This is a genomic window from uncultured Polaribacter sp. (assembly GCF_947500975.1).
GTDB lineage: Bacteria > Bacteroidota > Bacteroidia > Flavobacteriales > Flavobacteriaceae > Polaribacter.
Window position 1 is genome coordinate 278,570 of the sequence record NZ_CANMUE010000002.1, and the last position, 23,773, is coordinate 302,342.

Sequence of the window (23,773 nt, forward strand, 5' to 3'; positions counted from 1 at the left end):
TTATTTTAGAGAATTAATTAAATGTAATGGAAAATAGAGAAATGATAACAGGAGAAGAGTTTGAAAATTTAAAAAATCATGACGATTTATTTTCGCTTTTAAAAGAAAGGGATATTTCTTGTAAAAAAGTAAAAAGCACTCTTTTGTATGACAAAGAATTACGATTATTACAGATTGAATTGGTGAAGTTGCAAAATTGGGCATCAAAAAATAAAAAAAGGATAGCTATCATTTTTGAAGGAAGAGATGCCGCTGGTAAAGGTGGAAACATTCGTAGATTTATGGAGCATTTAAATCCACGATCAAGTAGGTTAGTGGCTTTAAATAAACCAACAGAAATAGAAAAAGGTCAGTGGTATTTTCAAAGATATATTAAAGAGTTACCGAATCCTGGAGAAATAGTTTTCTTTGATAGAAGTTGGTATAATAGAGCTGTTGTAGAGCCAGTAATGGATTTTTGTACAGAAAAACAATACAAAGAGTTTTTGGTACAAGTGCCAGAATTTGAGCATATGATGTATGAAGATGGGGTTATAATTATTAAATTTTGGTTATCCATATCAAAAGAAGAACAGCAAAAAAGATTTGAAGCTAGAAACGAAAACCCTTTAAAAAGATGGAAATTTAGCCCAGTTGATAAACAAGGTCAATTATTATGGGATAAATATACACGCTATAAAGCAGATATGTTTACTAAAACGCATACTACTTATAGCCCTTGGATTATAATTAAAACCAATGATAAAAAGCTGGCTAGATTAGAAACAATTAGGCATGTTTTATCTCAGTTTAATTATGATGGTAAAGAAAAAGCTGGTACAATTTTAAATCCAGATCCAAATATTGTAATGCGTTATTATCGTTCAAATAGTGGTCAAATAGATTAGTTATGAATAAGAAATTATCAAAATCAGACATAAAAAAATTAAATTCAAATAAAGGGTTATTATCACTTTTATCTAAAGAACCATTAAGTTTAGAAAGATCTATTAGATATGTGGATTATCAAAAAAAACTGAAGAGTTTACAAATAGAATTGATAAGAATGCAAACTTGGGCAATTAATAATAATGAACGAGTAATTGTTGTTTTTCAAGGTAGAGACGCTGCGGGAAAAGGTGGAGCAATTAGGAGGGTTACAGAACGTATTAATCCAAGACATATGAGAATTGTAGCCTTGCCAAAACCTACTGAAGATGAAAAATCTCAATGGTATTTTCAAAGATATGTAGAGCAATTTCCTAAAGCTGGAGAGTTAGTTTTTTTTGATAGAAGTTGGTATAATAGAGCGGTTGTTGAGCCTGTTAACGGATTTTGTACTCCTAAAGAATATGACGTTTTTATGAATCAAGTAAACGATTTTGAACGCATGATTTTAGAATCTGGTATTCATTTGGTAAAAATCTATATGTCTATTTCTAGAAAAGAACAAGCAAAGCGTTTTGCTGATATTAAAAGCGATCCTTTAAAGCAATGGAAAATGACAAAGCTTGATGAAAAAGCACAAGCACTTTGGGATCAATATACAGAGTATAAAAAAGCCATGTTTGAAAAAACTAATACAGAAATATCTCCTTGGAAAATTATTAGAGCAAACAGAAAAACTGATGCAAGAATAAATGTGATTAATCACATATTAGAACAAATTCCTTATGATAAAAATTTAGAAATTTAATTTATTTTTAATTTCAGTAAAAATAAAGTGAATTTCAGCAGCAATTTGACTGTTGGTTTTTAAATAAGTCTCATGTTGTTTTTCTGTTCCATCTGAAGCTTTAGGGTCTACAAAAGGTAAGTGAAAACGATGGCTTGCAGTTGGTATAAATGGACAGTTTTCATCAGCATTGTTACACGTTGTAATTGCTATAAAGGGTTCTATATTTTCTGCATCATCAAATAGTTTAGAAAATCCTAAAATAGATTTTTTACTGTTTTCAAAAGAAATTAAGTATTTAGGATTTTGATGAGAAAAATCTGCTAATTGAAAATTAAAGCCTACACTTTGCAGTGTTTTTACTGTGTTTTTAAAAAAAGCAGTGACTTCAGTTCCGCCAGAAAAAGCGTTGATGTTTAAATTAAAATATTCAGCAGCATAAAATGCCCAAACTTGACCTAGTTGACTTCTTCTGGAGTTATGAGTACAAATAAAATTTAGGTTAACTTGCTTGTTTTTAGTGTGTTCTTCAGCAATAGTTTCTGAAATTTTTAATAAAATATTTTTTCTTTCAGTAGAAATAATATTTTCTTTAGAAGCTTTTTCAAAGAAGTTTTTGGTAGAAATGGTGGTAGTTTTATGCATCTTAGTATTTTTGTCTAAACTATTTACTACAAAGAAAGTATAAAAATTTTCTTTCTAAATTAAAATAAGGTTAAGAATGCATTTAGTTATTGGAAATAAAGTAGCTGTTTTAGATGATGTTCTAAAAGGAAGGGTTAAAAATATAAATGGTGATGAGATTTCTGTTGAAACAGATGATGGAATGATTTTTAACTTTTTAGCTTCAGAGCTAGTAAAAATAGAGCAAGACCAATATGAATTGTCTAAGTATTCTGATATAAACAATAAACTTTTACAAGATAAAATGAATATTATTCAACCTAAAAAAAGTTTATTTATTAAAGAGAAAAATGAAGTTATTTTAGAGGTAGATTTACATATTAACCAACTTGTAAAATCAACAAAAGGCTTAGATAATTTTGATATGTTAAACTTGCAATTATCAACTGCAGAAAATAAAGTTGAATTTGCGATAAAAAAAAGAATACCTAAAATTGTGTTTATTCATGGAGTAGGAGAAGGGGTTTTAAAATCTGAATTACAAAGATTATTAAGCAAATACCCTGTAAAATATTATGATGCTTCTTATAAAAAATATGGTTTAGGGGCTACAGAAGTTTATTTCTTTCAGAACCCTAATTAATTGTATTTTTGTACTATGAATTCTATTTATTTAGACAATGCAGCTACTACTAAAATAGATGATTCTGTTTTAGAAGTTATAACATCTTCAATGAAAAATATCATTGGAAACCCTTCATCAACACATCAATTTGGACGAAAATCTAAAGCTGCAGTTGAAACTGCTAGAAAAAATATTGCAAAACATTTTAATGTTTCGGCGACTGAAATTATTTTTACGGCAGGGGGAACAGAAGCTGATAATTTAATTTTAAATAATGCTGTTTTAAACTTAGGAGTTACAAGAATTATTACTTCAAAAATAGAACACCATGCGGTTTTACATACTTGTAAATTTTTAGAAAAATCTCAAAATATTACTTTAGAGTTTGTAAATATTAATGAGTTGGGCGAGGTTGATTCTGATCATTTAGAAAAATTACTATCAACTTCGGATGCTAAAACATTGGTTAGTTTGATGCTTGTTAATAATGAAATTGGTAACATTTTACCAGCTACAGATATTTCTAATTTATGTAAAAAATACGATGCATTATTTCATTCTGATACTGTGCAAGTAATAGGACATTATCAATTAGATTTACAAAAAACTCCAATTGATTTTATGGTTGCAAGTGCTCATAAATTTCATGGCCCTAAAGGCGTAGGTTTTGCTTTTTTTAAAAAAGGTTTTGGTGTTTTGCCAATGTTACATGGGGGTGATCAAGAAAAAGGTGCAAGATCTAGTACAGAAAATGTACACTCTATTTTAGGTATGGAAAAAGCTTTAGATATTGCAATTTTAAATTTAGATGAAGACAGAATGCATATCGAAAGTTTAAAATTTTATTTTATAGATGAGCTTAAAAGTATATCAAATGAAATCAATTTTAATGGCAATTCATCTGATTTTAAAAAAAGCAGCTATACCATTTTAAATGTTCGTTTTCCTGTTAAAAATGATATGCTGTTATTTAGTTTAGATTTAGCAGGAATTGCTGTTTCTGGTGGTTCTGCTTGTCAAAGTGGAAGTAATAAAGGTTCTCATGTGTTGTCAGAAATTTTAAAAGATGAAGATGCTGATAATACTTCAGTACGTTTTTCTTTTTCAAAGTATACCACAAAAGAAGAAATAGACGAAACTATTTTAAAGTTAAAAGAATTACTGTAAACAAGTTTTTTTTGATTTTATTTCTTCAGAATATGGAATAATCTACTATATAATAATCCGTTTGTTTTAAAAATTGAAAGCATTATTTTAAACTATTTAAAATAATAGACTTCTTTCTGCTTATAATTTATTTTCTATTATTTTGAGTTTAATAAATTTTATTATATACATATAAAAATCATTTTTTTTTATTTATATGGTTTTATTTATATGGTTTTTGTTTGAATTTATTAAAAAATAACCATACAAAAATATTTTAATTAATTAAATATAAGTAAATTGGCGTTAGATAATAACTTTACATACTTGTATATGCGTCTTAAATTAATTGTATTTTTAGTAGTATTTATTTCTAACTCCATTACATATACAACATTCTCACAAGAGATGCCTCCAATAAATACTTTTAGTACGGAAGATTATGGTGCTGAAAATCAAAATTGGGGAATTACTCAAACATCAAATAAATTTATATATGTTGCAAATAATGCAGGTTTATTAGAGTTTAATGGTTCTAATTGGAATTTATACCCTACGCCTAATGAAAGTATTATGCGTTCTGTTAAAAGCATGGGTAATAAAGTATATTCTGGTTTTTATAAAGATTTTGGTTATTGGGAAAGTAATCATTCTGGTGTTTTAGAATTTACGTCAATGGTTACTTCTAATAATATAGAAATGTTAGAAGATGAACAAATTTGGCAAATAGAAGAATTAGATGGTTGGTTACTTTTTAAATCGCTTCAGAGAATTTATTTATACAATTTAGAGTCTAAACAAATACAAATAATCAACTCTGAGAAAACAATAACTATACTATCAAAATTAGAAGGAACAATATATTTTCAAGAAATTGGAAAAGGGCTTTTTAAGATAGAAAATGGAAGTTCTAAATTAGTTTCTGGCAATGAATTATTCAAAGAAAAAAGAATAATTGAAATGTTTTATAAAGATGAGAAGCAATTTTTTCTAACAGAAAAAGATGGTTTCTATTATTTACAAAACAATCAATTAATCCCTTGGGTAATAAACTCTAATGAGCTTTTATCAAAGAATACAATTTATAGTGCCCAATATTTAAAAAACGGAAATTTAGTTTTAGGTACAATTTCTAATGGTCTTATATATTTACAAAATAATGGTGATCTTATTTATCAAATTACACAAACAACTGGTTTGAGTAACAATACTGTTTTAAGTATTTTTGAAGATGTGGATAATAATATATGGTTAGGTTTAGATAATGGTATTAATACTATTAATTTGTCTTCTCCATTTAAACTTTTTGTAAATAAAGATAATTATTGGGGTACAATTTATTCTACAATTGTATATAAAAACAATTTATACATAGGTACAAATCAAGGTTTGTATTTTAAAAAAAGAAATTCAAAAGATGCTTTTCAATTTATAAAAAATACAGCTGGGCAAGTATGGAACCTAACAGAGGTAAATAATACTCTTTTTTGTAATCATAATTCGGGTACATTTATTATTGATGATGGCAGGGCAAGTTTAATTCCAGATACTTACGGTACCTGGAGTGTTAAACGAATAAATGATTCCACAATTCTTCAAGGGAGTTATTATGGCTTACACATTTTAGTAAAACAAGCAAATAAATGGATACACAGAAATAAAATAAATGGTTTTTCAAATTCTAGTAGACAATTTATTATAAAGGATAAAAATACTGTTTTTGTAAATCATGAGTATAAAGGTGTTTTTAAATTAAAAATTGATAAAGATTTTAAAAATATTCTTGAAATTGAAAAAGATGAATCTGTAAAAAAAGGAATACATTCAGGTTTGATTAAAATAGATGATGATGTATTATATTCTTCCAAAAAAGGGGTGTATAGATTTTCTGAAATTAATAATACTTTTGAAATAGATACAGTGTATAGTAAGTTAATACCAGAAAATTTATTTCTTTCCGCAAAACTAATACTACATGAATCTACTAAGAAATTATGGTCATTTACAGAAGAAGATATTCGTTGTTTATCTCCTGGTAAACTAAGTAAGAAACCCATTTTTGAAATTATACCCATTAAAAGAGCTTTTATAAAAGGTGCTTCTGGTTTCGAAAACATAATTCATTTAGAAGGAAAAAAATATTTATTAGGAACATCTAACGGTTATTTAACAATAGATTTATCAAGTAAAAAAGAATCGGTAGATTTTAGTATCAAAATAGATAAAGTTTTAAATAATAAAATAGATGATGTACAAAAAAGGGTAAGTCTTATTGATGGTAAAGAGTTTGAGAGTAACAGAAACAATTTCGAATTTTTTTATAGCGTTCCCAATTTTAGTAAAACCTCATCAGTTAAATATCAACATAAACTTGAAGGCTTAAATGAAAAATGGAGTGTTAGTTCAGGTGCAAACTCTACTTTATATGAAAATTTACCTTCAGGAAATTATGTTTTTAAAGTAAGGGCTTATAAAGATAATAAACTGTGTGAAAATGTTGAAGAATATTCATTCATAGTATTAAAGCCTTGGTATAAAACAAATGTTTTAAAAGCTACGTATTTGATTATCTTGTTGTTTATCATGTATTTACTTCATGTCGCTTCAAAAAAATATTATAAAAAACAAAGAGAAGACTTATTAAGGAAAGCGCAAAATGAGATGGAATTAAAGGAGTTAGAAAACTCTCAAAAAATCATTAAACTAAATAATGATAAACTAAGAAGTGATATTACAAGTAAAAATAGGGAATTGGCTAGTTCAACCATGAGTATCATTAAGAAGAATGAATTTTTAAGCACCATAAAAAGCGAATTAATTGATGGTGGCAATGACAAGGTTAATAAAGTTATAAAAATTATTGATAAAAATTTAAAGAATACAGATGATTGGAAACTTTTTCAAGAAGCGTTTAATAATGCTGATAAGAAATTTCTAAAAAAAATTAAATCTAAGCATGATAATTTAACTCCTAATGATTTAAGGTTGTGTGCTTACTTAAGATTAAATCTGTCTTCAAAAGAAATATCTCCACTTTTAAATATCTCTCCTAGAAGTGTAGAGGTAAAACGTTACAGATTACGTAAGAAAATGAATTTGCCACATGATGCAAATTTAACAACTTACATTTTAGAGATTTAAAACACTACAACTTATATAAATCACTATACATTACCACAACATTTTTATTTTGTGATATTTTTTTACATATAAAAATCTTAGTGTTTACTAGCTTTAAAGTGCTTTTTTTACGATGTATGTTTTTTGTTTAGGTTTATTTTGCTGTATTTGCAATAAAACAATAGTATTTTTGAGATATATAAAAAATAAAACTAATTTTTATGAGAAAAATTTTTACACTACTACTCTTTTTATTTTTAACAATTTGTGTTAATGCTCAAACTGTAAATGTAAAAGGTGTTGTAAAAGACGCTAGTTCGGGTGAATTTTTGCCTGGAGTAAGTATTATTATTAAAGGGACTACAGTTGGAACTGAAACTGATTTTGATGGGTTGTATAACTTATCAAAAGTAAAAAATGGCGCTACATTAGTTTTTAACTATTTAGGTTTTAAAACAAAAGAAGTAGTGGTAAACAGTCAAACAATTAATGTTTTTTTAGAGGAATCTGCAGAATCATTAGATGAAATAATAGTGGTTGGTTATGGTTCTCAAAAACGTAAGGATGTTACTGGGTCTGTATCTATTGTTGGAGAGGAAACTTTAGAAATTTTAAAACCTATTGATGCAACTACGGCACTACAAGGTACTACTTCTGGTGTTGCAGTAAATTTATCTTCTGGTGCGCCGGGTGCTAAAGTTAATATTTTAATTAGAGGTGTTAGTTCAAATACTAATAATCAACCTTTAACAATTGTAGATGGTTATGAAGGGGATTTAAATAGTATCAATCCAAATGATATTGAGTCTATTACTGTTTTAAAAGATGCCCAAGCTGCAATTTATGGTATAAAAGGTGCAAATGGTGTTGTTTTAGTAACCACAAAAATTGGTAAGAAAAATAAGAAAGCTACAGTAAGGTATGATACTTATGCGGCTGTTCAAAAAACTACAAAAAAATTAGATTACTTAAACGCAACTGAATATGCCTTGGTTTTAAATGAGGCTTATGCTGCAAGTGGGCAATCATTACCATTTCAAAATGTAAGTGCTTTAGGTATAGGTACGGACTGGCAAGATGAGTTATTTAATGACGCTTTATTAATGAATCATAATATTAGTGTATCTGGTGGAGGAGAAAATTTTAGATACTTTGTAAGTGCTTCTAGAACTGAGCAAGATGGAATTATTGCGAAAGAGAAATCTAATTTTATTAGAAACAATATCAAATTAAACTTAGGAGTAGATATTAATGATAAATTAAATTTTTCATTAATAGCAAACTATTTTACAAGTGCTTCTCAAGGTTTTGATGATTCGTTATTATTCAATGGATTAAATTATGCACCAACTTTTGGGGTAGATGAAGATGATACAACTAATTTTTTAGGTATTGAAGTAGTAAATCCATTATCGTTATTAAGTAATACTTTTGGAGAAACTAATGGAAATGGTTTAGAAGGTAATTTTAAATTAGAATATAAGCCAATTGAGGGGTTAGCTGTTACTTCTCGTGTTGGTTATAAGATTTATAATGAAAAAGAAAGAAGTTTTACGCCTATACAGGATTATGGAAATAGCAAGGTTTACAATAAAACACAAAGTTCTGTTTATCAATTTAAAACAACATCAACAAGAGTAAATTGGGAAACATTTGCAACTTATTCAAAAACATTTGCTGATGATCATAATGCTAGTTTTACATTAGGTACAAGTGTGCAAAATGATTTATTTGATGGTATTTACGCCACCGGTGTAGATGTACCTAATAATTCTATTGATTTTGCAGATATTAGTTTAACAAATTTATTAAGTGAACAAAGAAGTTTTAATACCGGAAATTCTGATGTTAGATTAACATCATATTTTGGTAGGTTACAATATGATTATAAAGGAAAATATTTGTTTTCTGGTTTAATTAGAAGAGATGGAGCCTCTGTTTTTGCTGAAGATAAAAGAGTTGATAATTTTTGGTCTGTTACTTCTGGTTGGAAAATTTCTGATGAAGATTTCTTAAAAGATAATGAAACAATTAGCTTTTTAAAGTTAAGAGCAAGTTATGGTACACTAGGGAACTTAGTTGGTGATAATTTGTATAGATCATTATTGGATGGTGAAGCTGAATATGTTCTTGGAGGTACATTGGTTTCAGGAACAGCGCAAGGTGGATTACCTAATCCTTCTGCGCAATGGGAAACAGCAGAAAAATTAGATATTGGATTAGATATTAATTTCTTTGATGATAAATTATCTATTGTTGCAGATTATTTTGAAGAAACACGAAAAGACTTATTAATTAAAAACTTCCCAGTTTCTGGAGTATTAGGTTCTGCTTCACCTGGTGGTGCAAATCCGACAGTAAATGCAGGAACATCAAAAAATACAGGAGCAGAATTAGCTATTAGCTATAAAGCTGTTAATACAGAAGATTTAAATTTAAACTTTGGTTATAATGTAACTTATGTAAAAAATAGGGTTACAGAGGTGTTAGACGGAGCATTTGTTGAAGGTGGTTCTTTTGCAATTGGTAACCCAGCACCATCAAGAATGGAAGTAGGTCAACCAATTGGATATTTTTATGGATATCAAACAGATGGAATTTTTCAAACACAAGAGGAAATAGATGCACATCCTTCTCAATCTGGTTTAGGGGCTGCAACTACTTCTCCTGGAGATATTAGGTATAAAGATACAAATGGAGATGGAGTTTTAGATTTAGATGATAGAGTAAATATAGGTAAACCACAAGCAGATTTTTATATGGGGCTTAATGTATCTGCAACTTATAAAAACTGGGACTTTACAACTTACTTATATTCAGAAATTGGAAAAGAGATTGTAAGAAATTATGAAAGATTTTTACCAAACGTTAACAAACCAGCTTATTATTTAGATAGATGGACAGGTGCTGGTACAAGTAACTCTGTACCAAGATTAACAAACGATGCAACTAACAATAAGTTGTTTTCAGATTTTTTTGTGGAAGATGGTTCGTTTTTAAGAATGCAAAACATACAGGTTGGGTATAATTTTTCTTCAGATGTTTTAGAAAAAGTAGGGTTAACTAAAGTTAGATTATATACTTCTATTAACAACCTATTTACTATAACTAATTATAGTGGTTATGATCCAACTCATGTTAGTGGTTTAGATCAAAATGAAAAAGAAAATGACGGAACAATTGGATCAGGTATTGATGGAGGTACATATCCTTCAGCTAGACAGTTTTTACTAGGTTTAAATATTACATTTTAAAATAATAAGAGATGAAAAATTATAAACAAAAAATAAAATTAGCATTCATCTTTATAACAAGTTTACTTGTATTAGGTGCATGTTCAGACGATTATTTAGATAATTCTAGAATTTATGCAGAAGATTCTGAATCTTATTTTAATTCAGAAACTGATTACTATAACGCATTGATTGGTGCATATGATCCATTACAGTCAACATTTGTTAATGTATTATTAGGTGAAATAGCATCAAACAATACGCTTTGTGGAGGAGAATCTGCAACAGATGTTCCAGGTTACCAGCAAATTGATGATATGATACATACACCTGTAAATGATGACCTTCAAAACCTTTGGGGTTGGATGTTTGGTGGTGTTAATAGAGCAGCATATATAATAGAATTTCAAGACAAAACAGATTTTGAAGGTAAAGAAATAATAATTGCGGAAGCTCGCTTTTTAAGAGCTTATTATAATTTCGAATTGGTAAAATGGTTTGGAGATATTCCTATCAAACCAGAAGGGCGTTTTGTTTTTGGGGATGAAAAGTCTATACCTAGGTCTCCAAAAGAAGATGTATACTCATTAATAGAAGAAGATTTAGAATATGCAGTAGCAAATTTAACTTATACAGCTCCAGAAATTGGAAGAGCAACAAAAGGTTCTGCTCAAGCTTTACTAGGAAAGGTTTACCTTTTTCAAGATAAGTTTGACGAAGCTGCAACAGTTTTAGAAAATGTAATTACAAACGGACCATATGTTTTAGAAACTGATTATGATACTATTTTTGAATTTGCAGGAGAAAATGGTACGGGTTCTGTATTTGAAGTACAATATACAGATGTACAAGGAGCAAGTTTTGAATGTTTACAATGTAGTGAGGGTAATGTTGCAGTAGGTTTTCAAGGAGTTAGAGGTTATAATGGCGATTTATTTACATCTGGATTCAGCTTTAATGTGCCTACCCAAGAAGTCGTAGATGAGTTTGAAGATGGAGATAATCGTAAAGATGTTGCAATTTTGGATATTGAAGCTTGGGCAGCATCTACAGGAGCTGAATATACTACTGGATATGAACATACGGGGTATTTTAATAGAAAATATTTACCTAGAAAAAGATCTGCAACTGCAGCAGGAGACTTAAATATTACAAATCCAAATAATTACAGGGCAATACGTTATGCAGATGTATTATTAATGGCAGCAGAAGCATATAACAGAAGGTCAAACCCTGATGATGATAAAGCAAAAACGTACTTAAATATGGTAAGAGAAAGGGCGTTTGGTAATGCAGATAATAACATTACAACAACAGGTACAAATTTAACTGCAGCTATTTATAAAGAACGTAGAGTTGAGTTGGTAGGAGAAGGTCATCACTTTTTTGATCTTGTAAGAACAGGTAGAGGAACTCAAATTTCAGGATTTACAGTTGGTAAACATGAGGTTTTTCCTATTCCTTTAGAAGAAATACAGTTTTCACAAGGAAATTGGTCACAAAATCAAGGATATTAATATAAAGAAAGATGAAAAAAATTAAAACAATATATAAAGCATTAATAATATTTCTTGTTATAATTGCTTGTACAGACGAAAGAAGCCTAGATTTTTTAGACGCTATTAAAGCTCCAGAAAATGTTGCTGCAGTATATAATATTAGCCAAGATAACACAGGTGTGGTAACTATAACTCCGTATGCAGATGGAGCAACAACATTTGATATTGATTTTGGAGATGGAACTACTGATCCGGTTAATATTGAGGCAGGTAAAAATGTACAAAACACTTATTTAGAAGGTAGCTATCAAGTAAAAATAGTTGCTTATAATAATAATGGAGATTCTACAGAGGCATTACAAGACCTTGTTGTTTCTTTTAAAGCGCCAGAAAACTTGGTGGTTACAATTGAAAATGATATAGCTATTTCAAAACAAGTTAATGTTTTAGCGAATGCAGATTTTGCAGTAACCTATGAATTTTATTCAGGAGAAGATAGTGTTTCTCAGCCTGTAGTAACCGCAAATATTGGTGAAGCTTTAACTTATCAATATACTGATGCAGGAACATATTCTGTAAAAGTAATTGCAAAAGGTGGAGCAATAGAAACTGCAGAATACACAATAGAATTTGAAGTTACGGCAATTTTAGCACCTATTACTTCGGCAACAATACCTCCAACAAGAGAGGTTGCAGATGTTATTTCTCTTTTTAGTGATGCTTATACAGATATATCTGATATAGATTATAACCCAAATTGGGGGCAGCAAACTATTTATACAGCTTTTGATTTAAATGGAGATGCAATGATTCAATATAGCAATCTAAATTATCAAGGAATTGATTTTGCAAATAATGTACAAGATGCTTCATCTATGGAAACTTTACATATTGATGTTTGGACAGCAGATGCAACTTCAATAGATATTTATCCTATTAGTTCTTCATCAGCAGAATTTTCAGTAACAAGAGAATTAGTAGCAGATCAATGGAATAGTTTTGATATACCGTTAACCGAATTTACAGACCAGGGCTTAGTAATTTCAGATTTAAAACAATTTAAGTTTGTTGGAGCAGGCTCAGTTTTTATAGATAACTTATATTTTTGGAAAGCACCTTCAGCAGCATCAATATTAACAGGTACTTGGAGATTGGCTTCACAAGCAGGTTCTTTAAAAGTTGGTCCTAGTTCTGGTAGTGGAGACTGGTGGTCTATAGATGACGCAGGAGTAACAGCTAGAGCTTGTTATTATGATGATGAATATGTATTTGGTGAAGATGGGTCATTTAAAAATGTTTTAGGTTCTGACACTTGGGTAGAAGCTTGGCAAGGCATTGCAGCTGATGCTTGTGGAACTCCTGTAGCTCCCCATGACGGATCTAATTCATCAACTTTTATTCATGATGAAACAAATAATAAATTAACAGTAAATGGTTTAGGAGCATATATTGGTTTACCAAAAGCAAATAACGCTGGAGAATTACCAAATGTTGCAGTGCCTTCTTCAATTACTTATGATATAGTACTTTCTAACAATAATACAGAAATGGAAGTTATTGTAGAAGCTGGATCTGGTGTATTTTGGACTTATAAATTAGTAAAAGATGCAACAAGTACAATAACATCTCCTATTGATGGAACTTGGAAAGTTGCTTCAGAAGCAGGTTCTTTAAAAGTTGGGCCAAGCTCAGGTAGTGGAGACTGGTGGGCTATAGATGATGCAGGTGTAACGCAAAGAGCTTGTTTTTATGATGATGAATATGTATTTTCAAATGGAACATTTAAAAATGTTTTAGGGGCGGATACATGGTTAGAAGGGTGGCAAGGTACTGCAGATGCTTGTGGTTCAGCTGTAGCACCGCATAATGGTTCAATAGCAGCTACTTTTATTTATGATGCTTCAACTAATACTGTTACTTTAAATGGTAAAGGTTCTTATCTAGGTATTCCTAAAGCGAATAATTCAGGTGAATTAGATGATCCTGCAAATGCTCCTGATTCTATTACTTACAATGTGACACTTTCAAATAATGATACAGAAATGGAAGCCATTATTGAAGCTGGTAGTGGTGTATTTTGGACATTTAAGTTAGTAAAGCAATAATAGATTAAAACAAGATATATTATGAAAAAATTAAAAAATATTTATATAATTCTTTTTTCTTTATCAATAGCTTTTTTTGGCTGTCAAGAAAATGATTATCAATTTGGAGAAGTAACTTCTCCAACAAATATTACTATTACTGCAGAAATTGTAGGTGCAGATGATATTAATCCTTATGGAGATGGTAGTGGTACAGTAAATTTTACAACTGTTGCAGATAATGCATCTTCATATGTTTATTATTTTGATGGAGTTGCTTCAGCTTCTCCTTCTGGCATATTATCAAATAGGTTTTCTAAAGTTGGTGTAAACACATATACTGTTGTAGTTAAAGCAAATGGTACAGGTGGAGTTTCATCTACAAAAACATTAGATGTAGAAGTGTATAGTTCTTTTTCGGATGTTGATTCTGAAAACATGTTAAGTGGTGCTAATGTTGGTGATAGTAAGAAATGGTATTGGCAAGCAAATGTAGATTTACATGTTGGTTTAGGGCCAGTTGAAGACGATTATGGAAATGGAGAATTCGCTTATGAAGCTTGGTGGAATGGAATAAAAGCATGGGATACAGAAAAAAGTTGTATGTATGATAATGAGTTTGTATTTACAAGAACTGCAAACGGATTAACTTTTGAACAAACTGCTGGTCCAGCATTTGTGCCTGGTACTTATGCAGGTTTTATAGGAGTTGATGGAGATCAGTGTCATGACGATACTGTTGCAACAAATATGTTTGGTGTAAAAACAGTAGCTTTTAGTCCATCTACATCAAAAGCAGCTCTAGAAGGTACTTATAATAATGAAGAATATACAGGAACTACTTTTGAAATAGGTGATGGTGGTTTTATGGGGTGGTTTGTAGGTTCTGGTACATATGACATTATTTCAATATCAAATGATGAATTAATAGTTAGAGTAATTGAAGATCCTTCTACAGGAACAGGGGCAGCTTGGTATCACAAATTTACATCTACAAAACCTGTACAAGGCTCTGATTATGTATATAATACTTTAGTTTGGGAAGATAACTTTGATACAGATGGAGCGCCTGATGCCACAAATTGGACATATGACCTTGGTGCAGGAGGTTGGGGTAATAATGAATTACAAACATATACGAATGATTCCGAAAATGTAATTGTAGAAGGTGGTGCGTTAAAAATTATTGCAAAAGCCGATGGTAATGGAGGCTATACTTCCGCTAGATTAAAATCTCAAGGTTTACAAAAGTTTACTTATGGTAGAGTAGAAGTAAAAGCGAAATTACCAGCATCACAAGGTACGTGGCCTGCAATTTGGATGTTAGGGTCTAATTTTCCAACAGTTGGGTGGCCAGCATGTGGAGAAATAGATATTATGGAACAAACAGGGGCTGACAAAAACACAACTTTAGGTACATGTCATTGGTTTGATTTAGGTACAAATGCTAAAGCTAGTTATGGAGAAACAACTGCAGTTTCAAATGCTTCTACTGAATTTCATTTGTATACTTTAGAGTGGACTGATTCTGCAATTAAAATTTATTTAGATGATGCTCCTTTTTATGAGTTGGCAAATAATTCAGATTTACCTTTTAATGCTGATTTCTTTTTTATCTTAAATATTGCAATGGGTGGTACTCTTGGAGGAACAATAGATGCTGCGTTTACAGAGGATTCTATGGAAATTGATTATATAAAAGTATATCAATAATCTTTATAATTTAAATTTAAAACAAGGTTGGTTTTATTGCTAGCCTTGTTTTAAAAATATTAAAATTCTTTTAAAAATTAGAACTATCATTTTTTATATTTTTAAAAAGGCTGTGCTTAAAGTTTTCTGAAATTTTAAGAATTTAAATCATTATCATTTTTTTGAAAAAAAACACAAGTAACCTATTGATGAAAATCATTTATTTTAATTTTTTATTAATCATTCTTACATTTTCTGTTTCTGCACAAACAAATCAGGTTTCTATAGTTAATAATGAACTTGGTTTTAAACTTCAGGTAGATGATAAAGATTTTATCATAAATGGTATGAATTGGGATTATATTCCAATTGGTAAAAACCCTTTAGATGCAAATTTTTGGGAAAATTCTGATGAAATCATCAAAGAAGCTTTAAAATCTGAAATGATTTTACTAAAAAATATGGGGGTAAATACCCTACGTTTATATACAGGTGTTCCTGCAAAATGGATTCAGTATATATATGAAAATTATGGAATTTATACCATGTTAAATCATCCTTTTGGAAGATATGGATTAAGTATTGATGGAGTTTGGATACCGGTTACAGATTATTCAAACCCAAAAGCACAAAAACAACTATTAAGTGAAATAGAATCACTTATAAAAGCATATAAAAATACACCAGGATTGTTAATGTATTTATTAGGTAATGAAAACAATTATGGTCTTTTTTGGGCAGGTTCAGAAACTGAAGATTTTCCTGATGATGAAAAAGAAAAACAGCGTTTAGGAGAAATTAGAGGTAGACCTATGTACAGGTTAATGAACGAAGCTGCAAAAAAAATTAAAAAAATGGATGAAAACCATCCAGTAGCAATTTGTAATGGAGATACTTTATTTATAGACATTATTGCACAAGAATGTAAAGACGTTGATGTTTTTGGAACAAATACTTACAGAGGCGTTTCTTTTACAGGTATTTTTAATGAAGTAAAACAGAAATTAAACAAACCTTTATTATTTACAGAATTTGGTGCAGATGCTTTTAATGCTAAAAGCAATAAAGAAGATCAATGCAGTCAAGCTTATTATTTGATTGCTAATTGGAAAGAAATTTATCAAAATACTTATGGTAAAGAAAAAGCTCAAAACTCAATTGGAGGTTTTACTTTTCAGTTTAATGATGGTTGGTGGAAATATGATTTTGATCATAGAAGAAACGTAAATATTCATGATAAAACACCTAATTGGGCAAACCAAGGTTATAATAAAGACTGGGTTTCTGGGAAAAATAATATGAATGAAGAATGGTTTGGAATCTGTGCAAAAGGTCCAACAAATTCAAAAGGTTTATTTACTTCTTATCCAAGAGCAGCGTATTATGCTCTACAAGAGGTTCATCAATTAAACCCCTATGATCATAAGGTTGATTTAAAAGTAATAAATAAACATTTTAAAAAAATTAGCATAAAAAAGGCTAATAATAAAGCAAAAGTAGATACTGCTATTTTAGAAAAAATTCTAAAAAAGAAAAAGTAGTTTAAAAAAGTATTAAGTAAAAAATATAAAAGAATATTATACAAATGAGTAAAGGTGATTTAGTAAACTTTGAGAACGAATCTTATTATAAGATTTCCAATAGTCACACAATGCGTCCTTTTTTTATGACGATTGTTTCAGACTCAAATCATTGGATGTTTATTTCAAGTAATGGAGGTTTAACAGCAGGAAGACAAAATGCAGAAAAAGCTTTATTTCCTTATTATACAGATGATAAAATTACTGAATTAGTAGAAACTACCGGAAGTAAATCAATTTTTAGAATTCATAAAAACGGTACATCTAATTTGTGGGAGCCATTTTCTGAAAGGCAAGATGGATTATATAAAATCAGTAGAAATTTATATAAAAATATTTATGGTAATAAAATTGTTTTCGAAGAAATAAATGAAGATTTACAAGTAACTTTTAGATATCAATGGAACTCAAGCGATGAGTTTGGTTTTGTTAGAAAGGCAACATTTGTAAATAATTCTGATGATAATATTAAGGTTTCTGTTTTAGATGGATTGCAAAACATTATTCCTTATGGGGTGGGTTCAGATTTACAAGGCATAAGAAGTAATTTAGTTGACGCATATAAAAAATGCGAGTTAGAGGCAGAAGTTGGTTTAGGAATTTATGCGTTAAGTGCAATAATTGTTGATAAAGCAGAGCCAAGTGAAGCTTTAAAAGCAAATTTAGTTTGGTCTTTTGGTATAGAAAATCCAACTTATTTACTTTCTTCTTTGCAGGTTTCTAATTTTAGAAAAGGAATTGATCTGGAACAAGAGGTAGATATGAAAGCTGAAAAAGGCGCATATTTTATAAATACAGAAATTTCTTTAGAAGTAAATCAAGATAAAACTTGGATGCAAATTGCCAATGTAAATCAAACGGTTTCTGATGTTACTCGTATTTCAGAATTAATTAAAAGTGGTAAAAATATTAAGGAAATTATAAATGAAAGTATTGAGGTAGGTACAAAAAACTTAATCAGTTTAGCAGCAGCCTCAGATGGATTACAATTATCTAATGATCCATTAGTAAATACAAGGCATTTTTCAAATACACTTTTTAATATAATGAGAGGTGGAATTTTTGATGATAACTATACAATTGAAAAAGACGATTTTATAACATATTTATCAAAAGCCAATAAACAGTTATTTACTGTTAAAAAAGAAACCTTACATAGTTTACCAAAAAAAATCAACTTAAATTTTATTAAGAATTTAGCTGAAAATGATTCCGATAAAGATTTTAAAAGATTGTGTTTAGAATATTTACCACTAAAGTTTAGTAGAAGGCATGGAGATCCAAGTAGACCTTGGAACAAGTTTTCTATCAACACAAAAAGTGAGGTTGATGGTTCTAAAATTTTAGATTATGAGGGGAATTGGAGAGATATTTTTCAAAACTGGGAAGCATTGGCACATTCGTATCCTCAGTTTATTGAGAGTATGATTCACAAATTTTTAAATGCTACAACTTTTGAAGGTTACAATCCTTATAGAGTTACTAAAGATGGTTTTGATTGGGAAGTAATAGAAGAGCATGATCCTTGGTCTTATATTGGTTATTGGGGAGATCATCAAATTATCTATTTGTTAAAATTTTTAGAGTTTATAGAGAAACATTATCCATCTAAATTAGCAACGTTATTTAATGAAGATGTATTTGTGTATGCAAACGTACCATATGTAATAAAACCGTATTCTGATATCTTAAAAGATCCAAAAGACACTATAGATTTTAATCATAATTTACAAACAGTAATTGATGAAAGAAGAGCTGGGATTGGTGCTGATGGTTCTTTATTATTGGATAAAAATAACGGTTCATATAAAGTAAATTTAATTGAAAAACTTTTAGTTACCGTACTAGCTAAAGTTTCTAATTTTATACCAGAAGCTGGTATTTGGTTAAACACACAAAGACCAGAATGGAATGACGCTAACAACGCTTTAGTTGGTAATGGTGTTTCTATGGTAACTTTATATTATTTAAGAAGATTTATTAATTTCTTTGAAGAAGTTGTAGAAAATTCTAATATAAATGATGTACAAATTTCTGATGAGGTATCTTCATTGTTTCATAAAGTTATAACAACGTTAGATTCTAATGCAACTATTTTATCAAGAAAAGTAACTGATACGGAAAGAAAAACAGTATTAGATGGTCTAGGAAAACCTGCAAGTGATTATAGAAATTTAATTTATAAAAACGGATTTTCAACTAAAAAATCTTCAGTTTCAAAAACAACATTGCTGCACTTTTTTACGATTACTAAAAATTATTTAGATCATAGTATTAGAGCAAACAAGCGTTCTGACAATATGTATCATGCATACAATTTAATGACGATTGAAAATGATAAAGAAGTGTCAATTTCATATTTATCTGAAATGTTAGAAGGACAAGTAGCTGCGTTAAGTTCTGGTTATTTATCATCACAACAATCCTTAGATTTATTAGATGGATTAAAAGCATCTGCTTTGTTTAGACCAGATCAATACAGTTATATTTTATATCCAAACAAAGATTTACCAAGGTTTACTCAAAAGAATAATATTGCTGCAAATAAAGTAGAAAAATCTAAATTACTTCAGCAATTGTTAATTGATGAAAATAGAGAAATAATTGAGAAAGATGTAAATGGCAATTATCATTTTAATGGAAATTTTAATAACGCCAACAGTGTTAAAAAATCTTTATCAAGCCTTCCAGAAGAATATAAATTATTAGTAGAAAATGAATCTGATTATATTTTAGAAATTTTTGAAGAAATTTTTGATCACAAATCTTTTACAGGTCGATCTGGAACTTTCTTTGGTTATGAAGGTTTAGGTTCTATTTATTGGCATATGGTTTCTAAACTGTCATTAGCAGTACAAGAAAATTGCTTATTGGCAATTAAAAATAATGAAAGCAAAGTTGTTGTAGGAAGATTATTAGATCATTATTACGAAATAAATGCAGGAATTGGAGTTCATAAATCTCCAGAATTGTATGGAGCTTTTCCTACAGATGCGTACTCTCATACACCTGCAACAAAAGGTGCTCAACAGCCAGGTATGACAGGTCAAGTAAAAGAAGATTTGTTAAGTAGGTTTGGAGAATTAGGTGTTTTTGTTAATGATGGAAAAATTATTTTCAACCCAAGACTATTAAAAAAATCTGAATTTTTAAGTGAAGCCAAACTGTTTAAATATATCAATATTAATAATGAAAAATGTGAATTAAATATTGATAAGAATCAATTGTGTTTCACTTATTGTCAAGTACCAATAATTTATACATTATCAAATAATGAAAGTGTTGAGGTTGTTTTTAACAATAATACGACCAATACTATTAGTTCTTTGCAATTAGATGAAAATACAAGTGCAAAAATGTTTGATAGAACAAATGAAATTAACCATATAAAAGTTTCAATTATTAAGTAATTTTTATGAAAAAAAGTTATTTAACATATATAGTTTTTTGTCTTCTAATTATTTGTTTTTCATGTAATCATAAAGTGAAAATAAGTAACGATTTACAAATTGAACATAAAGTAGATTCTATATTAAATTTAATGACTTTAGAAGAGAAAATTGGTCAAATGTCACAGATAAGACATTTTGAAAACTCTTCTGATAAAAATATTACTCAAAAATTTATAGGTTCGGTAATACATACACAAGGTCCAAAACCTGGTGAAGCAGCCTTAGACTGGCAGAATAGGTTTACAGAATTACAAAATAAAGCTTTATCTACAAGGTTAGGAATTCCCTTGTTAATTGCGGTAGATGCTGTACACGGTCAAAATACTTTTGATGGAGCCACTATTTTTCCTCATAATATTGGTTTAGGAGCTACTAAAAATGAAAAATTGGTTGAACAAATTGCAAAAATTACAGCAATAGAAAGTCAAGCAACGGGTTTTAATTGGGTTTTTTCTCCTTGTGTTGCAATTCCGTATAATGAAAAATGGGGAAGAGTTTACGAGGCTTTTTCTGAAAGTACAATGTTAACAGAAAAGTTAACAAAAGCTTCAGTAAGAGGTCATCAAGGAATTTTATCCGATGTAAATACTGTAATGGCAACAGCCAAACATTTTATAGGTGATGGCGCTACAGATTTTGGAGTAGAAGGTGGAGAAACATCTTTAACTAATAGTGAAATAAATGAAAGATTATTGGCTCCATACAAAGTTGCGGTAAAAGAAAAAGTAGGAGCTGTTATGGCATCATTTAACAAAGTTTCTAATATTTCTATGCATAAACATAAGGTGTTAATTACAGACACTTTAAAAGTTAAAATGAACTTTGATGGTATTGTAGTTTCTGATTGGCAAGGATATTCTCGTTTTGGTAAAAATGATATTATTAAAGCAGGTGTAGATATGGTTATGGCTGTTGATGGTAATTTAGATTTTTTTCAAAATGGATTAAAAAAAGGAGTTAAAGATAGTATGGTTTCAATTTCTAGAATTGATGATGCAGTTAAAAGGATATTGCGTCAAAAATTTAGATTAGGTTTATTTGAGAAGCCTTTTTCAGACGTTAATTTAGTTTCTAAAATTGGGATAAAAGCCCATAGGTCAATTGCAAAACAAGCAGTTAGAGAATCTTTAGTTTTATTAAAAAACAAGAATAATATTTTGCCTTTATCAAAAGAGATAAAGAAAATAGTTGTAGTAGGCGAGCATGCAAATAACACAGGTTTACAATCTGGAGGATGGACATTAAATTGGCAAGGAACAAAAGAGAATTATAAAGGAGCAACCACAATCTTAGAAGGAATTAAAAAACAAGTAAAAGGTAATGTTGTATATGATAAAGATGGAAAACAAAATCATTTTGATGCTGATGTTGCAGTTATTGTGGTTGGAGAAACACCTTATGCAGAGTTTTTTGGAGATATTGGACATGAGTCGAATCAATTGAAATTAACATTAACAAAAGAGCATCAAAAATATATTAAGATATACCAAGAAAAAGGTATTAAAACAGTTGTTGTTTTAGTTTCTGGAAGACCTTTGGTTGTTACAAATCAAATTAATGAATCTGATGCTTTTGTTGCAGCTTGGTTACCAGGTTCGGAAGGAGATGGTGTTGCAGAAGTGCTTTTTGGAGATTATAACTTCTCTGGCAAATTACCACATTCTTGGCCAAAATCTGTCGATGATTTTAAAGGTAAGTATGGCCCTAATTTTTGGGATAACTCTATAGAACCATTATATCCTTTTGGATATGGTTTGAAGTATAAAACAGAATAGTTTAGCTATGAAATCTAACTTAAAAATAATAATAACAGTTTTAATACTGCATCTAGGTTATAGTTGTAGCTCTAAAAATGAAGAAAACAAAGAAGTAGTTAAAGAAAAAATGACAGCTGCTAATATTTTAGGTAACCCAGAGTATTTAGCAATTTCTTATGGAGGTTATAGAGAGAAATCAAGAGAAGATAATCAACCAACTATCCCTGAGTTAAAAGAAGATTTAAAACTGATGCATGCTATAGGTATTCGTATAATTAGAACTTATAATGTACAACCTAAATTACCACATGCGGCTAATATTTTAGAAGCTATTTATCAACTGAAACAAGAAGATGAAAGTTTTGAAATGTACGTAATGTTGGGAGCTTGGATAGATTGTTTAAACGCTTGGACAAACAAAGAACCAAATCACGAAATTGAGAGTCCTCAAAATAAAGGTGAAATTGAAAGAGCAGTTGCGTTGGCTAATAAATATCCAAATATTGTTAAAATAATTGCTGTTGGTAATGAAGCAATGGTTAGGTGGGCTACAAGTTATTTTGTAAGACCAAATGTTATTTTAAAATGGGTAAATCATTTACAAAATTTAAAAAAGGAAGGAAAACTTCCTAATGATTTATGGATTACTTGTTCAGACGATTTTGCTTCTTGGGGTGGAGGAGATTCTAGTTATAAAGTAAAAGATTTAGAAGATCTTATTAAAGCTGTAGACTATATTTCTATGCATACATATCCGTATCATAACTCTCATTATAATCCTGATTTTTGGAAAGTTCCAGAAAAGGAACAAAGCTTATCTAAGAAACAAAAAGTAGATAATGCTATGTTACGTGCTGTCAATTTTGCAAAAAAGCAATATAAAGATGTTTCTGATTACGTAAAAAGTATAGATTCTACAAAAATGATTCATATTGGTGAAACAGGCTGGGCAACTGTTTCTAACGGGCATTATGGTGTAAATGGATCGAGAGCAACAGATGAGTATAAGCAGGGTTTGTATTATAATTTATTAAGAGATTGGACTAACAAAGAAGGTATTTCTTGTTTTTATTTTGAAGCTTTTGATGAACAATGGAAAGATGCTAAAAACCCTGATGGTTCTGAAAACCACTTTGGATTATTTACTTTAAATGGTAAAGCAAAATACCCAATTTGGAATTTAGTTGATAAAGGCATTTTTAAGGACTTAAAAAGAAATGGGAATCCAATTATCAAAACTTTTAATGGGGATAAAGAAGAGTTAATGAAAACTGTTTTGAATCCAAATACAGAATATTTAAGATAAA

The 23,773-nt window shown here is 29.4% G+C and carries 14 protein-coding genes; 13 read left to right on the plus strand and 1 reads right to left on the minus strand.

The genetic code is table 11. The annotated features are described in order from the left end of the window. Positions 1-26 precede the first annotated feature (26 nt). Complete coding sequence (gene ppk2, locus Q0733_RS03285; protein ID WP_298778916.1) at positions 27-887, plus strand: polyphosphate kinase 2; 861 nt, start codon at positions 27-29, stop codon at positions 885-887. A gap of 2 nt (positions 888-889) precedes the next feature. After that, positions 890-1,675, plus strand: coding sequence for a polyphosphate kinase 2 (ppk2, locus tag Q0733_RS03290; protein ID WP_298778918.1), 786 nt, complete (start codon positions 890-892; stop codon positions 1,673-1,675). Here ppk2 (Q0733_RS03290) and Q0733_RS03295 read toward each other — a convergent pair. After that, positions 1,664-2,299, minus strand: a complete 636-nt coding sequence (locus Q0733_RS03295; protein ID WP_298778920.1) for a hypothetical protein — start codon at positions 2,297-2,299, stop codon at positions 1,664-1,666. The genes ppk2 (Q0733_RS03290) and Q0733_RS03295 overlap by 12 nt on opposite strands. Positions 2,300-2,375: 76 nt before the next feature. Between Q0733_RS03295 and Q0733_RS03300 the strand changes: the two genes are divergently transcribed. The 11 genes from Q0733_RS03300 (at position 2,376) to Q0733_RS03350 (ending at position 23,772) form a co-directional block, all read left to right on the plus strand. After that, positions 2,376-2,921: a Smr/MutS family protein gene (locus Q0733_RS03300; RefSeq protein WP_298778922.1), complete on the plus strand. Its 546-nt coding sequence runs from the start codon at positions 2,376-2,378 to the stop codon at positions 2,919-2,921. A gap of 15 nt (positions 2,922-2,936) precedes the next feature. Further along, positions 2,937-4,070, plus strand: a complete 1,134-nt coding sequence (locus Q0733_RS03305; protein ID WP_298778924.1) for a cysteine desulfurase family protein — start codon at positions 2,937-2,939, stop codon at positions 4,068-4,070. Between the two features lie 312 nt (positions 4,071-4,382). Beyond that, positions 4,383-7,190: a triple tyrosine motif-containing protein gene (locus Q0733_RS03310; protein ID WP_298778927.1), complete on the plus strand. Its 2,808-nt coding sequence runs from the start codon at positions 4,383-4,385 to the stop codon at positions 7,188-7,190. A 200-nt stretch (positions 7,191-7,390) separates the two neighbouring features. Then, a complete protein-coding gene (locus Q0733_RS03315; RefSeq protein WP_298778930.1) occupies positions 7,391-10,423 on the plus strand; it encodes a TonB-dependent receptor in 3,033 nt (1,010 codons plus the stop codon). A gap of 11 nt (positions 10,424-10,434) precedes the next feature. After that, positions 10,435-11,919 (plus strand): RagB/SusD family nutrient uptake outer membrane protein, encoded by a 1,485-nt coding sequence (locus tag Q0733_RS03320; RefSeq protein WP_298778932.1) that lies wholly within the window; start codon positions 10,435-10,437, stop codon positions 11,917-11,919. An 11-nt stretch (positions 11,920-11,930) separates the two neighbouring features. Further along, the gene (locus tag Q0733_RS03325) at positions 11,931-14,006 is read left to right on the plus strand and encodes a hypothetical protein (RefSeq protein WP_298778935.1); all 2,076 of its coding nucleotides are present in this window, start codon (positions 11,931-11,933) and stop codon (positions 14,004-14,006) included. Between the two features lie 21 nt (positions 14,007-14,027). Further along, positions 14,028-15,698, plus strand: coding sequence for a glycoside hydrolase family 16 protein (locus Q0733_RS03330; protein WP_298778938.1), 1,671 nt, complete (start codon positions 14,028-14,030; stop codon positions 15,696-15,698). 188 nt (positions 15,699-15,886) lie between these two features. Then, positions 15,887-17,218 (plus strand): glycoside hydrolase family 2 TIM barrel-domain containing protein, encoded by a 1,332-nt coding sequence (locus Q0733_RS03335; protein ID WP_298778941.1) that lies wholly within the window; start codon positions 15,887-15,889, stop codon positions 17,216-17,218. Positions 17,219-17,262: 44 nt separating this feature from the next. Next, positions 17,263-20,667 carry a hypothetical protein gene (locus Q0733_RS03340; protein WP_298778944.1) on the plus strand — a complete coding sequence of 1,135 codons (3,405 nt, stop codon included), beginning with the start codon at positions 17,263-17,265 and terminating at the stop codon, positions 20,665-20,667. A 74-nt stretch (positions 20,668-20,741) separates the two neighbouring features. After that, on the plus strand, positions 20,742-22,484 hold the full coding sequence (locus Q0733_RS03345; RefSeq protein ID WP_298778947.1) for a glycoside hydrolase family 3 N-terminal domain-containing protein: 1,743 nt from the start codon (positions 20,742-20,744) through the stop codon (positions 22,482-22,484). 7 nt (positions 22,485-22,491) lie between these two features. Beyond that, entirely contained in the window at positions 22,492-23,772 is a 1,281-nt protein-coding gene (locus Q0733_RS03350; protein WP_298778949.1) for a glycosyl hydrolase family 17 protein, read from the plus strand. Position 23,773 lies beyond the last annotated feature (1 nt).

Excerpts from the sequence above, each read along its gene's own strand:
- ppk2 (WP_298778916.1), top strand. The coding sequence starts at position 27 with ATGGAAAATAGAGAAATGATAACAGGAGAAGAGTTTGAAAATTTAAAA.
- ppk2 (WP_298778918.1), top strand. The coding sequence starts at position 890 with ATGAATAAGAAATTATCAAAATCAGACATAAAAAAATTAAATTCAAAT.
- Q0733_RS03295 (WP_298778920.1), bottom strand. The coding sequence starts at position 2,299 with ATGCATAAAACTACCACCATTTCTACCAAAAACTTCTTTGAAAAAGCT.
- Q0733_RS03300 (WP_298778922.1), top strand. The coding sequence starts at position 2,376 with ATGCATTTAGTTATTGGAAATAAAGTAGCTGTTTTAGATGATGTTCTA.
- Q0733_RS03305 (WP_298778924.1), top strand. The coding sequence starts at position 2,937 with ATGAATTCTATTTATTTAGACAATGCAGCTACTACTAAAATAGATGAT.
- Q0733_RS03310 (WP_298778927.1), top strand. The coding sequence starts at position 4,383 with ATGCGTCTTAAATTAATTGTATTTTTAGTAGTATTTATTTCTAACTCC.
- Q0733_RS03315 (WP_298778930.1), top strand. The coding sequence starts at position 7,391 with ATGAGAAAAATTTTTACACTACTACTCTTTTTATTTTTAACAATTTGT.
- Q0733_RS03320 (WP_298778932.1), top strand. The coding sequence starts at position 10,435 with ATGAAAAATTATAAACAAAAAATAAAATTAGCATTCATCTTTATAACA.
- Q0733_RS03325 (WP_298778935.1), top strand. The coding sequence starts at position 11,931 with ATGAAAAAAATTAAAACAATATATAAAGCATTAATAATATTTCTTGTT.
- Q0733_RS03330 (WP_298778938.1), top strand. The coding sequence starts at position 14,028 with ATGAAAAAATTAAAAAATATTTATATAATTCTTTTTTCTTTATCAATA.
- Q0733_RS03335 (WP_298778941.1), top strand. The coding sequence starts at position 15,887 with ATGAAAATCATTTATTTTAATTTTTTATTAATCATTCTTACATTTTCT.
- Q0733_RS03340 (WP_298778944.1), top strand. The coding sequence starts at position 17,263 with ATGAGTAAAGGTGATTTAGTAAACTTTGAGAACGAATCTTATTATAAG.
- Q0733_RS03350 (WP_298778949.1), top strand. The coding sequence starts at position 22,492 with ATGAAATCTAACTTAAAAATAATAATAACAGTTTTAATACTGCATCTA.